Raw genomic sequence first — 15,459 nt, 5'->3', positions numbered from 1 at the left:
TTTATTGGAATAGCGAAGGGAAGAAGATCGAGAAGAGCAGGATCGCAAGTCCGGCGGCGAGCGTCGCCAGCGTGCGGCCGTCGCAGCCTTTCCACTCTTTGAGCAGGATGCCCCAGACGTTCGAGAAGATGACGTTGAGCGACATCAGGATGCTCCACGAGAAGGCCAGAATGACGGGCGATCCGGTGAGGAAGCTCTTGCCCATCTCCAGGCCGAAGAACTGCGAGTACCACAGCACGCCGGCCAAAGCACAGAACAGCAGGTTGTTGACCAGCACCGAACCCCGCACGCCGAAATACTCTCCGGCGGTGCGGTTGCGGACGTTCTGCCAGATGCAGTAGGCGGCATTGGTCAGGAAGCCGCCCAGGGTGACGAGCAGGATGACCGGAAGCCCCGCGTAGAGCGGATCGACGCCCTGCGCCGCGGCCGCGGCCTTGATCGGGGCCCCTGCGTCGAGGCCCAGTGCGAAGCAGGCGCTCATCACGCCGGCCAGCAGCGCCACGGCGAGGCCCTTGGTCAGCGCGAAATCCTTGATCGCGGCGCGTTTCTCCTCTTCGGTCATGTCGGCGGCGCGCAGCGACCCGGCGTAGCCGATCACGGCGATGCCGGCGAGGGTCACGCAGACGCCCAGCAGCAGGACGAGCCCCTGCCCGTGCAGGAGGTCCGTGCCGGCGAACAGCGCCGGGAGGAGCGTTCCGAAGGCCGAGCAGGTGCCCAGTGAGATCGACTGCCCGAGCGCCACCCCGAGGTAGCGCATCGAGAGTCCGAACGTCAGGCCGCCGACGCCCCACAGGGCCCCGTATACAACGGCCTTGAGGGCGCCGCCCTCACCCAGCAGGGTGAAGAGCGAGCCGCCCTCGGGCACGGCGATCAGGGCCCCCAGCAGCGGGAAGACCAGCCAGGCGAAAATTCCCTGCACGAGCCAGAAACTTTCCCAGCTCCACTCCCTGACTTTTTTGATCGGGACGTAGGAGCTCGACTGTCCGAAGCTGCCGACGGCGATGATCAGCAATCCGATGAGTATCTCCATGATTTACGCGCGTTTCGAGGTGACCTCGCGTTCGTATTTCTGGATTTCGGCGATGAACTCCTCGCCGACGGGCACGTTGTTGCGCAGGCAGAACATGTCCCACACGGCGTTCCAGGGCATCGACTTCGACTCTTCGAGCAGCGCCAGACGCTCGAAGCCCTGTCCGTTGGCCTCGTATTCGCGCAGTTTGGCCAGCGGTTCCAGCAGGGCCTGCATCAGGCACTTCTGCGTGGCGCGCGAGCCGACGACATAGGCGCCGATGCGGTTGATCGAGGCGTCGAAGTAGTCCAGACCGATGTGCACGCGGTCGAGGGCGTCGCAGCGCACGATCTCCTTCATGAGCTCCTGCGTCTCGTCGTTCATGATCGTCACGTGGTCCGAGTCCCAGCGCACGGGACGCGAGACGTGCAGCATCACCTCGGGGATGAACAGCAGCAGCGACGAGAGCTTGTCGGCGACGATCTCCGTGGGGTGGAAGTGGCCCGTGTCGAGGGTCACGATCTTGCCGCGCGAGGTGCCGTAGCCGATGTAGAAGTCGTTCGAACCCACGGTGTAGCTCTCCAGCCCGATGCCGAAGACCTTCGATTCGATGCAGTCCTTCATGTTGTCGTATTTCTGCTCGAAGATCTTGTCGAGCGAGTCTTTCAGAAGCTCCCGGTATTTCATGCGGTTGACCGTGAGGTCTTTCGAGCCGTCGTGCACCCAGACGTTCATGATGCAGGGATCGCCCTGCGCCTTGCCCATCTCCTCGGCGATGGCGCGGCAGCGCTTGGTGTGCTCGATCCAGAAGCTGCGGATTTCGGGATCGGGGTTCGACAGCGAGAGGCTGCCGCTCTTGGGGTGCGAGAACGACGTGGAGTTGAAGTCGAGCTTCATGCCGTTCTGCTTCGCCCAGTCGATCCAGCCCTGGAAGTGTTTGGGCTCCACCCGGTCGCGGTCGATGAATTCGCCGCCGAATTCGCCGTAGATCTCGTGGAGGTTCAGGCGGTGTTTGCCGGGGATGAACGACTTGGCTTTGAGGATGTCGGCACGCAGCTCCTCGATGTTGCGGGCCTTGCCGGGGTAGTTGCCCGTGGCCTGGATGCCGCCTGTGAGGTCGCCGCCCTGGTTCTCGAAGCCCGTCACGTCGTCCGCCTGCCAGCAGTGGAGCGAGAGGGATATTTTCTGTAAAGCGGCGAGCGCGGCTTCGGTGTCGATGCCCAGATCGGCATAGCGTGCTTTTGCGACCTCGTAGGTCTGTTGAATCTGTTCGGTTTTCATTTTTTGTGGTGTTTTGAGTTATTTTACGATTGTCATGAAGCGGGTGTAGGCGGCATCCCATGCGGCGGTGTCGCCCGGGGTGAACTCCTCGACGGGGATGCAGCGGGCGATCAGCGTGCGCATCTCCTGCAACGTGCCGACGCATCCTGCGGCGCGGGCCTGAAGCATGATATTGCCCACGGCCGTGGCTTCCGAGGGGCCCGCCGTCACGGGAATTCCGAGCGAGTCGGCCGTGAACTGGTTCAGCAGGGCGTTTTTCGAGCCGCCGCCGATGACGTGGAGGCGTTCGATTTCGAACGGCGCCAGCGAGCGGAAACGGTCGAGGACGAAGCGGTATTTGAGCGCGAGGCTTTCGAAGATGGCGCGGATCATGGCGCTGTCGTCGCCGGGCGCGGGCTGCCCCGTGCGTTCGCAGTAGGCGCGGATCGCCGCAGGCATGTCGCCCGGAGCGGCGAACGAGGCGTCGTCGGGGTCGATCATCGTGCGGAACGGTGCGGCTCCGGTGGCCATCTTCACGATCTCGGGATAGGTGTAGTCGCGGCCCTCGTCCTTCCATTTTCTGAGGCATTGTTCCAGAATCCACATGCCCGTGATGTTCTTCAGCAGGCGGGTCGTACCCTCCACGCCGCCTTCGTTGGTGAAGTTGTAGCGTTCGGTCAGCTCGTTGATGAAGGGTTCGCGGACCTCGATGCCCATGAGCGACCACGTGCCCGACGAGAGGTAGGCGAAACGTTCGTCGGCGGCCGGTACGGCGGCGACGGCCGACGCGGTGTCGTGGCCCGCCACGGCGATCACGGGAAGCTGCGGAAGTCCGCAGGCGGCGGCCAGTTCGGCGCGGAGCGTGCCGATCCGGTGGCCCGGCATCACGATCGGGGGGAAGAGTTCGGGCGAAAGGCCCATTTTCTCCAGCAGACGCGCTTCGATGCGCTTCGTGCGGGGATTCAGCAGCTGCGAGGTCGAGGCGATGGTGTATTCGGTGACCATCTCCCCGGTGAGCAGATACGACAGGGCGTCGGGCATGAAGAGCAGCCGCTCGGCGGCGGCCAGCTGCGACGAACGGTCGCGCTGCATGGCGTAGAGCTGGTAGAGCGAATTGAATTGCATGATCTGGATGCCCGTCGCGCCGTAGACCTCCTCCCGGGGCAGCACCTTGGAGAAATACTCCTCGGGGGCGCCGTCGGTGTGCGGGTCGCGGTAGGCGTAGGGGAGTCCCAGCAGCGAGCCGTCCTTGCCGACGAAGGCGAAATCGACGCCCCAGGTGTCGATGCCGACCGAGGCGATTTCGACCCCTTCGCGGGCGGCGGCGCGCAGTCCCTCGCAAAGGTGTTCGTAGAGCGAAAAGATATTCCAGTAATAATGTCCGCCCAGCGGCAGGATGGTATTCGGGAAACGGGTCAGTTCCTTGAGGACGAGCTCTCCGTCCCGGAGCGAGCCGAGAATGGTGCGGCCGCTGGTGGCCCCCAGGTCGAAGGCGACGAAGTGTTTGGGTTGCATGTTTCGGTCTGTGATTTTTGGGTTGTACAAAACAACTCATTTTTTCGTCGTTTCAACGTTGTAATATGATGGATGACTTTTGTTTTTTGATCTTTCTCGCGGTTTGCCTCCGGAGGGGGTGACACCGGTCGCGGATTTTTATATATATTTGTGTAAACAAACAGCTTTTCCGTTTCAGCAACCTGCCGTATGAAACCTGTGAACAATCATAAGTACTTGGTGAGCAGCGAAAAGGACCAGACGTGGGGCATCACGGTCGATACTGTGGGCAGCGAGTCCGTCGCCGCCGGCTACGAGACCTATCCTCCGCGGGTCGGACACCCCTCTGGTTTCTATTTTGACGTTGGAAAAGGGCGTGTTCTGGAGAGCTACCAGCTGCTCTATATCACCTCGGGCCGCGGCTCGTTCTACGGGCCCGACCGCAAGCGCATCGGCATCGGCGCCGGGGACATGGTGCTGCTGCGCCCCAACCGCTGGCACAGCTACATGCCCGACCGCGAAACGGGGTGGCACGAGTACTGGATCGGCTTCCGCGGCCCGAACATCGACGCGCGCTTCCGCAACGACTTCTTCGACGACAGCCGCGAGGTGTTCCGCGTGGGGGTCCGCGAGGAGATCACGGCCCTTTACGACAAGGCCATCGAGGTAGCCGAAAACGAACGCTCCTCCTACCAGCAATATCTCGCCGGCATCGCCAACCTGCTGCTGGGCATGACGATGTACTACCATGCGAATCACCAGTTCGTGTCGCTGGACGTGGTGAGGCAGATCGACCGCGCGCGGCGCATCATGCGCGAGGAGCTTTACGCCAACATTTCGCCCGACGAGGTGGCCCGGCGGGTGAACATGAGTTATTCGTGGTTCCGCAAGATGTTCCGCGACTACACGAACATCTCTCCGGCTCGTTACATGCAGGAACTGCGGTTGCAGGAGGCTTGCCGCCTGTTGTCGGGAACGGCCATGAGCATCAAGGAGATCGCCTTCCGGCTCAATTACGGCGACGCCTCCTATTTTTCCAACATGTTCCGCCGCCATCTGCGGATGACTCCCGTCGAGTACCGCCGCCGCTTCGGCGTCGGCAGCGACGGCTTCTGTGCGGATGTTGTCGGGAATGAAGCCTGAAATCTGTAAAACCCCAATAATTTTCTGATCCGATGAATGTTGCAAATCTCCGAACCGCCGGACGCTGGCTCGCGCTGTACTGCCTGCCGCTGCTGGCGGGTTCCTGCGGGAAGCGTCCCGCGATCGCCGACATGCGCTGCGAATATCTCGCTTCGCCGATCTCGGTGGACACTCCGTCGCCCCGCTTTACCTGGACTTATGAAGATGCCGATGCGTTCGTGCAGGCCGGTTACCGCCTCTGTGTGGCTACGGCGCCCGAGAAACTGGACCTTCCCGACATCTGGAATTCCGGGGAGATCGCCGGCAGCCGTCCTTTTGCCGCGATGCCCGACGGCGGACTGCTTGTCTCGCGGACCCCTTATTACTGGCGGGTCGAAGCGTGGGACGCCGGCGGCCGGCGGATCGTATCGCCCGTTGCGGAGTTCGAAACCGCCCTGATGGAGACCTCCGAATGGCAGGCCCGCTGGATCACCGATGCCCATGACAAGGATTTCGTCCCCGCGCCGATGCTGCGGCGGGCGTTCGCCGTGCGGTCGGGCGTCGAGCGCGCCCGGCTCTATGTGAGCGCCGCGGCCTATGCGAAAATGAGCCTGAACGGTGAACCCGTTTCGGGAAATCTCCTCGACCCGGGTTACACCCATTACGACAAGCGCAATCTCTATGCCGTGCACGACGTTACGGACCGGCTCCGCGAGGGCGAGAATGTCCTTTCGGCGGTGCTGGGCAACGGGTTTTACAATGCCATCCAGCCCGTCGCCACGTGGAGTTTCGAGGTGGCCCGCTGGCGCGGACGTGCGCGGATGATCTGCGAACTGCACATCGACTATGCCGACGGTACGCACGAGGTCGTCTGCTCCGACGGTTCGTGGCGCACGACGGCCGACGGTCCTTACCTCTCGAACAACATTTACAGCGGCGACGTTTACGACGCCCGCAGGGAGATTCCCGGCTGGGACCGTCCCGGATTCGACGATTCGGCGTGGGCGCAGGCCGTCGAAGTCGCGGCCCCTTCACCGTTGCTGAAAGCCCAGTCGATGCCCGCTGTTCGGGCCACGTGCGAGACGGAGCCCGTCGGGGTTCGTTCGTTCGGCGACACGATTTGGGTGTTCGATTTCGGCGTCAACCTTACGGGCCTCTGCCGCTTGGAGATCGAGGGCGAGCGCGGCACGCAGATCACAATGACCCACGGCGAATTCGTGCAGCCTTCGGGGCGCATCGAGATGCGCAATCTCGATATTTACTATAAGCCCCTGCCGGGTTACGATTTCCAGACTGACACCTATATTTTGAAAGGCGAAGGCCGCGAGACGTGGACGCCCGATTTCACCTACCACGGATTCCAGTATGTGGAACTGCGGTCGAGCGCCCCGGTGAAACTCGACAAGACGAGCCTCACGGCGCGTTTCATGCACACCGATGTATCTTCGGTCGGGAAATTCTCCTGCTCGAACGGGCTGTTCAACCGCATTTGGGAGATGACGCGCCGGACCTATCTCAACAACCTCACGTCGATTCCCACGGACTGCCCCCAGCGCGAGAAGAACGGCTGGACGGCCGACGGCTATCTGGCCATGGACCTGGCGCTGCTCAACTACGACGGAATGGCCTTCTATGAGAAGTGGCTCGACGATTTCATCGACAACCAGAACGAGGCCGGACGCCTTGCGGGCATCATTCCCACGGCCGGGTGGGGGTACGATGACTGGATCGGCCCGGTGTGGGACGCTTCGGCCTTCATCATCCCCTACACGCTTTACAACTATTACGGCGACCTGCGTCCCGTCGAGAAGATGTGGCCCGTCTGCGAGCGTTACCTCGAATACCTCGCCACGCGCGAGGAGGCCGACGGCGGCGTGACCTACGGCATCGGCGACTGGGTTTTCTACCGAACGCAGACTCCGACCGACTACACCTCGACCTGTTTCTATTACTACGACAACGTGCTGATGGCCCGTTTCGCCGAACTGCTGGGCCGCGACGGCGAGCGTTATGCCCGCAAGGCCGCACAGCTGCGTGAACTGATCAACACGAAATACTACGACGCTGAAAAGGGCCTTTATGCCAACGGTTCGCAGGCCGCGCAGGGTGTGGCGCTTTATCTGGGCATCGTTCCCGAAAGCGACGCGCAGCGCGTGGCCGACAACCTCGCCCGCATGATCGCCGATAACGATTATTTCCTCGATTTCGGGACCATCGGCAGCAAGACGGTGCTGCGTATGCTCACTCGCTACGGGCATGTCGAGACAGCTTATAAAATGGCCTCTCAGACCGAGGGCCCTTCGTGGGGCTGGTGGGTCAGCCAGGGCTTCACGACGCTGGCCGAGACGTGGATGCTCTCGCCCGAGTGGCGCGACGCCTCGATCAATCATGTTTTCCTGGGCGATGTCGCCGCGTGGTATGTCAACGACCTGGCGGGCATCAATTTCGATCCGGCGGACCCCGGGTTCGGACACATCGTCATCGCTCCTCATTTCGTCGAGGCACTCGACTGGGCAGCGGCTTCCTACGACTCGGTGCGCGGTGAAATCTGCTCGGAGTGGCGGCGGTGCGGCGGCTGCGTGACGCTGAAAGTCACCATTCCGGCCAATACGACGGCCGACATCCGGGTCGGCGGAGAGATCGTCGCTACGGTGTCCGGCGGCGTTCACGAATTTACCTTCTGATACATCCGGCCGAAACAAGAGCGGCAGACTTTTCCGAAAAGTCTGCCGCTCTTGTTGTTTCAGGTGTGTTCTCAGAGATTCTCATCCTCGAAGGCGAACACCTCGGTCGAAACCTCGCCCAACGCTCCGGAATTCTGGCTGATGCCGGTCTGGACCTTGATGAAGTCGATGTATTTGAGGTTGGCGGCGCTGCCGTCCGCATTCACCGCGTTGGAGATTCTGAAATAGTTTTTGCGCTGGTCGCCGTCGGAAATCTCTCCCGTGGCCTGGTCGTTGCCTGCGTTGTCGGCGTATCCCCAGTCGTAGGGGCGGTTGAAGTAGTCGCCCGTGATCGGATGGCGCGTCGTGTTGGCGGCCAGCCGCGTGCCGTAGAGCGTGTACTTCTCGGCGTCGATCCATCCCGGGTAGTAGCTCTCTTGTGTGTGGCTGTTGTTCCGTTCGACTTTGCCCGCATTGCCGCGGTTGTCTTTCCATTGGATGTCCGCGCCGGCGCTCTTCGGGCGGTAGTAGGTCATGGCGTAGGACTTGAGCGTCTCTGACTTGTCGTATTCCGAGCCTTTGAGTTCGTACCATTCATCGTCGGGAAGCCCGTTGCCGTTGGTGTCCTGCATGACCCACACGATGCCCGGTTCGGACGACTGGGCGAACTGGTTGCCCGTGACCGAAAAGTCGTCGCCGCCCTTGTTTTCGATGCTGTGGTCGAATCCCACGACGATATATCCGCCCCAGGCCCCCAGCGACACATAGTAGTTCTTTTTCTCCTCGGCGTTTTGCCGGAGCAGTTCCTGAGCTTTGGATGCGGCCGCTTCCGCCGAGGTGATGTCTTTGAAACCGCCTTCGTTGATGAACTGCCCCGGAGCCGGAGTGTATTCGTAGACCTTGTCCGAGAACCGCCCGGTTCCGCCGGTACGCTTGTGCGACATTTCGTCGTCGCAGCAGGTCACCGCGACGGTGGCTGTCGCAGTCTGGCCGTCGTCGTCGGTAACTTTCACGACGACCGTATAATCGCCTTTCGCCGCCGATTTGAAGCCGTAAACGGCTCCGTCGCCTTCGGTGGCGACCGGTTTTCCGTCCACCGTCCATTCGAATGTCGGATTGTGGAAATGTTCGAGGACGGGACGCAGGTAGAGCGTGCGGCCCAGCGATACATTCCGGGTGCCTTCCTTGCCGAACCGGAGGGAGGGCGCCGGGAAAACGGCTGTCACCGTGAAACGCTCCACGACCCGGACGGTGACGCTCGCTTCGTCTTCGCCGTCTTCGTTTTCGGCGCGCAGGGTCAGCTGATAGTCGCGCAAGTCGCTCTGCTTGAACGTGTAGGTCGCATCGGAGCCGGTCTTTTCACCGTCGAGCGTCCATTCGAAAGTCGCTCCGTCGCCGTTGGCGATCGTGGGGGCGATCGTGGTTTCGCGTCCGGCTTCCACCTCCATCACCCGGTCGTCACCGACGGGGAACGAGATCTCCGGGGGCAGCAGCCGGTTCACCTCGATGCGCAGCTCCTCTTCGGCTTTGCCGTTCGGGGTCTCGACGCGGAAGACGAGGAAATAGATGCCCGCTTCCCGGGCCTCGAACGTGAAAGTGGGTCCGGAGCCGGCCGGTTCGTCGTCGAGAATCCATGCGTAGACGGCGCCTTCGGCATTCTCGACCGTCGGGGCGATCGTCACCGATTTGCCGACCTTCACCGGATAAATGCCGTCGGGATTGTCCAGCGTGATGACGGGTTTGGGCCCGCCGTCCGTGATTACGTCGTCCTTGTTGCAGGATGCGAGCAGCGCCAGGAGGAGGACTGCCGTTGAAAAACAGAGATTCCGGATCATATAGCTTGCCATTTTTAAGTCGTATGCACCGGACTCCGGACGGTGAAATCGACTGGACGGAAAAGTCGTATGACGAAGCTGCCGTTCGATCTCTGCCCGAAACCCGCGGGTGCGAATCCTTGTCAAGGCAGGTCTTCTGACTCGTCCCTGTTGCCGCGCCTTCCCGGCTTTCGGCCAGTGGCATAGCGTGCGGCAACCGTCGTCTCCCGCGAGGGGAGGGGACTTACAGCAGCAGGTACTGTTCCGGATTCTCACCGGATTCCCTTTTCATCGGGCGGGGTGCGTGCGATCCCCGTTCCGAAACCTTGCGGGACAAAGATACGAGAAAATCCGGAAAAAGCCGTGCGGGGTGCGGTTTTTTCCGGATTTTGTCCTGCGGACCGGGCGGCTACCACATGTAGAGCACCATGTCGCCCGGGTCGAGCGTCAGCGTGCGCTGGTCGTTCGAGGCCGGCTGCACGGAGCCGTCCTTGCGGATGCGGCGCACGTGCCCCTGCGTGCCGACATTGAGGTAGCACTTTTCGTTGATGTCGGTGTTGACCGCCATCATGAAATGGTAGCCGTGGTTCTCGAAGAACGAAATGCACGCCGTGTTGGTTTCGCGGCCCACCGACAGTTCGGTGATCTCGGCAGGGAGCTTGTCCAGGGCGCGGGTGTCCAGCGGCAGCGGGGTGCCGATGTGGTAGACGCCCGTTACTTTGTTGTCCAGGAAGACCCACGACAGTTTCTGGATCTCGTCGAGCACCGATTTCACGATGTCGTAGGTCTCGGTGCGGGTGCCGTCCTCGGCGATCGGCCCGTTGCGGTATTTCCAGAGTTCGGGATTCTCTACCGTCGGGGTCCAGTAAGTGAAGCATTGGAGCACCTGCGTGCCGTAGGCGAGGTTGCTGTAAGCTTGCAGGCGCAGGTCGTCCACCGTCGGCTGCGGGTAGCTGGTGTGGGGAACGGTGAGCATGAAGCTCCAGAAATCCATTCCCGAACGGAGTGCGCGGTCGCGGACGATTTCGAGACACTGATACCATTCGCCGAGGATCTGCCGCGGGCTGTCCGCGACGTTCGGGTCCTTGATGATCGGGTATTTGTCGAACGAGAGGAACGTGATTTCGGGAACCTCGGCCATGTAGCGGTCGATGTACTCGTTGTAGTCCTTCACGCCGAGGGCCTCATAATGTTCGGGGCCGCCTGTGGGGAAGATGTTCGCATAGCAGATATGCTTCCTGTCCACGTGCTGGATGTCGGACATCATTTTGGACATGTTTGCGAACTGCGTCGGATGGGGTTCGTCCATGACGAAGTATCCGGCCAGCGCGGGATGGTCTTTCAGCCGGGTTACGGCGTCGAGACGCTTGCTCTCCGTATAGAGTTCGTCGCACTCTACGATGAGCTTGATACCGGTTTCGGCAGCGAAGTCGAGGCATTTGAGGGCCGTCTCGACGTTGCCCATGCGCGAGTAGTTGAGCGTGATGCCCATCTGCTCAGCTTCGCGGAAACGTTCGACGCTGGCGTGAGAGGCGCGTACGCCGTGCCATGCCACCACGGGAATCTTCTCTGCGGCGGGGATTTGCGAGGGGTAGTTTTGCGATTTGCCGCCGTCGTCGTCCTTGCAGCCGGTGAAGGCTGCGAGCGATCCGGCAAGCAGTGCGGTCATGAGGAACTGTTTCATGGTTGAATCGGGGTATTGTCGGATTAATACTTGAATATATAGCGGTAGCGGAAACGGTCGCCCGGAGCCGAATCGCCGTCGCGCATGCACTCGCGGATGTCACCGTCGGTCACGGCGTTGTCGATCCATTTGAAATCGACCGTGAAGTTGCGCACGTCGGCGATGCCGAGCTCCCGGAGCGGGACGGCGATCTCCATCCGGTTGCCCGACACGGCATAGTCGATCGTCGCAGCCTCCTCCCAGTCCCAGCCTCCCTTCGAACGTTGGAGCGTGGTTCGGGTGTCATCCGTGACCTTGTTGTTAACGACCCATTGGAATCCTTCCCAGTCCGGCGCCGTGCTGCCTTTCACCGAAATGAAGAGCCGCATCCAGTTGCGCCCGGTGCGGGGCGTGATCGGATCGGCGGTCTCCACGTAGAAAAAGAGCGATTTGCAGTCGGTGGCCACTTTGGCGTAGCAGATGTCGTTGCGGCCGGTGTCGTTCGCGAGACTGAGGTTCTTGTAGCCGAAGCCCCAGTGGTTGCGTGCCCGGGTGTCGCCCGTGTAATCCTTGTAGCGGGTCCCGAGGGTCTCCCAGTCGTCGAATTTGCCGTCGATGGCGATCTTGTGGACTTCATTCACCGGCTCGACCGCAGCGACGCCCTTGTAACGGCGCACGTAGTCGGTCATGTAGTAATAGTAAACGTCTGTGAAATCGTCGGCACAGGGTTCGATGTCGCGGCTGAATTCGTGGTTGTAGCAGTCTACGAAATAGCTTTCGCCGGCTTTGATCGTCTTGCCCATGAATTGTTGAGGGCCTGTGCTGATCTGCCGCTGGGCCACCCATTCGTTCCATCCCGTGATGAAGATCAGATCGGGGTCGCACGCGATGGCGTGTTCGAACTGCTGTTTGAAATAGGTTCCTGCGGCGCGCTGTTCGGCTGTGGTGTTCGCGGGCTGGTGGCCGCCTTTGTCCTCGGGCGAATTGCCCGTGTAGCTGCGTCCGATGTTCCAGAGAGGATGACTTGCTGCCATGACGGGAATCTCCTCCTTCACGTTGCGCTGCGGCGAGAACTCGCCCCATGCCCAGCGGTTCGTGCCGTCGCCGTACCAGGGACCGCCGTAGCCGAACTGGGTGTCGAACCATGCGTAGCGGAACGTGAGGCGCTCGGAAACCCCGGCCCCGTAGTCTCCGGGAGGTGCGAGGAGCAGCGGCTTGCCGTCGAGTTCGTACCACAGGCGGTCGTAGTCGCTGTTGCCGTAGAGCGTCAGCAGTTCCTGCACCACCGGAGCGGGATTCGTGTTGAGGATGAACGAGATTTTCGGTCGGGGATTGCCTTCGCGCAGCATCTGATTGTAAATGTCGCAGAGTGTCCTGACTACCGGGAGATAGGCGTATCCGTTCGTCACGTCGATGAAAATCACGTCTACGCCTGCCTCCGAAAGCATCTGCGCGTGGCGGCGGATCACCCACGTGTCGTTGGAGACGTAGTAATCCAGATAGGGCTTGCCCCAATGGTGCATGGCGCCTCCGGGACCGAAAGGAATGTCGGCCGGATCGCTGTGGCCTTTTTCCAGTTCGCTGATGTCGTAAGGCGACCGGGTGTCCGTGGCCTTCGGCGGGATGATGTCGCCGCCGAAATAGTCGCCTGTGTCGTAGCCGTGGGCGCCCAGCCAGATGAAGTAGAAGATGCCGACCTTTTTGTCGCGCGGGGCGCGATAGTCGAAAGCGATCTCTTTGCCTGCGGGATCGACCGCCACCAGAGATTCGTTGCCGTATGTAACCACCTCGCCCGGCGCCGGACCCGGCTCCTTGCCGGGGTCGGGATCGTTGTCGGAGTTCGAGCAGGCGAACAGGGCGAGCAGGAGGAACGGGATGGTTGCTTTAATCATCGTGTCCGTTGTTTTTCAGGATTTTATTGGCGGAATTGCACTTCGAAGGTGATGAAGAGTCCCCGGTGGTCGCTGGGCCATACGCCGCCCACGGGTTCGATCAGCTCCTCGGCCTTGTCGATGAACTGGTCCTCGACCACGGCGCTTTTGGAGATCATCGACGAGGGACCCATGATCTGAGCCTTTTTGGGGGCGAATTTGGCATCGGGACGGTAGTAGACGAAGTCGATGCGGTCGCGTTCGTCGGCCTCCGCAGCCCATTGCGTCTCCTTTCGGGCGTCCTTGTTGTGCACGGGCCACGTCACGGCCGGATGGGTCGCGGGGTCGGGATAGACCTCCCGGTAGGCATCCTTCATGCCGTCGGCGTAGCAAGTCGTCGAGACGGGCCATGCCACCACGCAGCCGTTGTGTTCGTACTTGTCCTTCATCGCCTCGGTCCAGTCGAGATGCGAAGGCTGGTTGAGGTCGCCTCCGAAGATGCAGAGGCGTCCCTGTTCCTGCTGGGTCCGGGTGTCAGCCGTGAGATCCCTGGCGATCTGCGTGCGTCCGGACTTCTCTTCGCGTTCGAGGATGAAATCAACGTCGGTGATCGGTCCGTCTGCGAGTTTGTCCCATCCGTAGGGCGAAGAGCCGTCGCCGTAGCCGCGCGGCAGGTAGCAGGCGTAATACATGTGGTAGGCGTGTGAAGCGTAAATCGCCATCTGCTGTCCGTAGAAATCGATCACCGTGCGGTAGAACCACAGGTTGCCGTTCACGGCGTCGGCCGAGAGCACCGGGTGGCGTGTCAGCAGGCCGCGGGTGCCGCTGCCTCCCTTGCAGGTGTAGGTGTAGCGGATGCCGGTGCGTTTGTACAGTTCGTCGGCTACGGCGCTCAGGATCGTGCGTGCGTTATCCTCCGAGGTGAACTCGCAGAACGATGCGGCGTCGGGTTTCAGTTCGGTGAGCTGTTTGATCAGCGCCTCCTGACCGTTGGCGACGTTGGCGATGCCTTCCCAGAGGTTGAGTTGCAGGAACGTGAAATCGCGGGTTGCGGCAGGCGAATAAACCTCGATGTCGCAGCTGGCGCTGACCGATCCGAGCGTCGCGGAGATGACGGTGCGGCCTTCGGCGACGCCCGTTATGCGGCCGTTCTGATCGACGGTCGCCTTGGAGGTGTCGTCGCTTTTCCATACGACGGGACCCTCTACTGCGGCATTCTCGGGAACGAGTTTCGCTGTGATGTCCAGCGTCTTGCCTGCTGCGACCGACGCGAACGTCACCGAAAGCTCGATCTTTTCGAGTACGATCGGCGCAGCGGTAACCGTGACTTCGCATGAGGCGGTTACGTCGCCGCACTTGGCCTTGACGTTCGTTTTGCCGACGGCGATACCCTCGATCATTCCGTCGTCGCCGGCCCGGGCGATCTTCGGATCTTCGCTCGACCAGCGGAGCCCTTCGAGCGAAGCCGTTGCGGGTGTGGCCGTTGCGGTCAGCTGAGCGGTCTGCCCGACGGTCAGCGAGAGGGGCGAAGGCGTAAGGGTGATTGCCGTCAGTTTGCCGGGGTCGTCGGGTGTCTCGCCCGATTTGCTTTCCGAACACGATACGGTGACTGCCGATGCACTCAGGCAGACCAGCATCGCGTAACGCAGAATGTTGCTTTTCATGGTTTAGGGTGTTAGTTTTTTTGCTTGTCTATTCGATTTTGACGAGCCCCTGCCAGGCGCAGTGGTGCTCGGTGATTCCCTTTTCGTCCATCCAGCGGCGGGTCTCGGGGGTCTTCATCCACGCTGTGTCGTAGCCTTCGCCCACATCGTTGTTCCACACCCACAGGGGCGTCGGCCAGAGGCAGGCGCGGAAGCGGACCGTGCGGTAGAACTCTTCGCGCACGCCCATCTGCCCGTGGTGGGCCATCTGGATATAGTCGCAGTCGAGTTCCTCCTGCGGAACGCTGCGCAGCAGACGGTCGCCGCTCTCCTCGCCCGTGTCGCCGAGCATCAGCAGCGATTTGCGCTTGTCCCAAAGCCGCAGCACGATGCTGGCGTTGTTGTAGGCGTTGACAAGCGTCGTCGTGTCGTTGACTTGCAGGACTTTGAGATGCAGTCCGTCGAGACGCATCTCCCGGCCCGGCTCCGTCAGATTCTCGACGCGCAGGCCCGAGGCCGCGAGGGCTTCGAGGTAGGCGTCGGCCAGCTTTCGGCGATTGAGGTCGGTGTTCAGCTGCGCGTCGTTCATCGGCGACTGATAAATGGTTCCGATTTCGATGCCACCGGGCGTGCGCAGGATTTCGGTGAGGGCACCCATGTGGTCGATGTGGGGATGCGTCACGAACCACCACTCCACGCGGTTGCCCAGCGCCGCGAGGAACCCCCGCAGATAGGGGGCGTCGGCCGCCGTGCCGCCGTCGATCACTGCGACGCGCCCCGCGTCGGTGCGGATTACGTAGGAGTTCATTTGCGACGGTCCCTGCGGAGGCAGTTGCCAAAGCGTGAAACCCGGACGCGCAGCCGACAGCGGGAAACAGCCGGCGGCGAAAAGCAATGAAAGAAACAGTTTGCGCAACATG

General features: G+C 61.5%; 10 protein-coding genes and 1 riboswitch. Of the genes, 2 read left to right on the top strand and 8 right to left on the bottom strand.

What is annotated here, in order from left to right; all coding sequences use genetic code 11:
- Window position 1: 1 nt before the first annotated feature.
- From rhaT to NQ519_RS01550, 3 genes are read right to left on the bottom strand one after another with little or no spacing between them, the layout of a single operon-like run.
- A complete protein-coding gene (gene rhaT / locus NQ519_RS01560) occupies window positions 2-1,030 on the bottom strand; it encodes an L-rhamnose/proton symporter RhaT (RefSeq protein ID WP_019149824.1) in 1,029 nt (342 codons plus the stop codon).
- Window positions 1,031-1,033: 3 nt separating this feature from the next.
- Window positions 1,034-2,290: an L-rhamnose isomerase gene (locus NQ519_RS01555; protein WP_019149825.1), complete on the bottom strand. Its 1,257-nt coding sequence runs from the start codon at window positions 2,288-2,290 to the stop codon at window positions 1,034-1,036.
- Between the two features lie 18 nt (window positions 2,291-2,308).
- Window positions 2,309-3,784, bottom strand: a complete 1,476-nt coding sequence (locus tag NQ519_RS01550) for a rhamnulokinase (RefSeq protein WP_019149826.1) — start codon at window positions 3,782-3,784, stop codon at window positions 2,309-2,311.
- A gap of 189 nt (window positions 3,785-3,973) precedes the next feature.
- Between NQ519_RS01550 and NQ519_RS01545 the strand changes: the two genes are divergently transcribed.
- Both NQ519_RS01545 and NQ519_RS01540 read left to right on the top strand, forming a co-directional pair.
- Window positions 3,974-4,906, top strand: coding sequence for an AraC family transcriptional regulator (locus tag NQ519_RS01545; protein WP_019149827.1), 933 nt, complete (start codon window positions 3,974-3,976; stop codon window positions 4,904-4,906).
- A 32-nt stretch (window positions 4,907-4,938) separates the two neighbouring features.
- Window positions 4,939-7,569: a family 78 glycoside hydrolase catalytic domain gene (locus NQ519_RS01540; protein ID WP_019149828.1), complete on the top strand. Its 2,631-nt coding sequence runs from the start codon at window positions 4,939-4,941 to the stop codon at window positions 7,567-7,569.
- 71 nt (window positions 7,570-7,640) lie between these two features.
- Here the strand turns inward: NQ519_RS01540 and NQ519_RS01535 are convergent, their stop codons facing one another.
- The 5 genes from NQ519_RS01535 to NQ519_RS01515 all read right to left on the bottom strand — a co-directional run bounded on the left by NQ519_RS01535 (window position 7,641) and on the right by NQ519_RS01515 (window position 15,458).
- Window positions 7,641-9,383: a PKD-like domain-containing protein gene (locus tag NQ519_RS01535; protein WP_044118678.1), complete on the bottom strand. Its 1,743-nt coding sequence runs from the start codon at window positions 9,381-9,383 to the stop codon at window positions 7,641-7,643.
- Window positions 9,384-9,492: 109 nt separating this feature from the next.
- Window positions 9,493-9,704: riboswitch (cobalamin riboswitch) on the bottom strand.
- Window positions 9,705-9,771: 67 nt separating this feature from the next.
- On the bottom strand, window positions 9,772-11,046 hold the full coding sequence (locus NQ519_RS01530) for a hypothetical protein (protein ID WP_019149830.1): 1,275 nt from the start codon (window positions 11,044-11,046) through the stop codon (window positions 9,772-9,774).
- A 23-nt stretch (window positions 11,047-11,069) separates the two neighbouring features.
- Window positions 11,070-12,917 (bottom strand): glycoside hydrolase family 71/99 protein, encoded by a 1,848-nt coding sequence (locus tag NQ519_RS01525; RefSeq protein ID WP_019149831.1) that lies wholly within the window; start codon window positions 12,915-12,917, stop codon window positions 11,070-11,072.
- A 23-nt stretch (window positions 12,918-12,940) separates the two neighbouring features.
- The gene (locus tag NQ519_RS01520; protein ID WP_019149832.1) at window positions 12,941-14,560 is read right to left on the bottom strand and encodes an Ig-like domain-containing protein; all 1,620 of its coding nucleotides are present in this window, start codon (window positions 14,558-14,560) and stop codon (window positions 12,941-12,943) included.
- A 28-nt stretch (window positions 14,561-14,588) separates the two neighbouring features.
- On the bottom strand, window positions 14,589-15,458 hold the full coding sequence (locus tag NQ519_RS01515; RefSeq protein ID WP_019149833.1) for a ComEC/Rec2 family competence protein: 870 nt from the start codon (window positions 15,456-15,458) through the stop codon (window positions 14,589-14,591).
- Window position 15,459 lies beyond the last annotated feature (1 nt).

Source organism: Alistipes senegalensis JC50 (assembly GCF_025145645.1).
GTDB classification, from domain to species: Bacteria; Bacteroidota; Bacteroidia; order Bacteroidales; family Rikenellaceae; genus Alistipes; species Alistipes senegalensis.
Note: the sequence above shows the minus strand (reverse complement) of the source record. Positions and strands in the feature narration are given on the sequence as shown.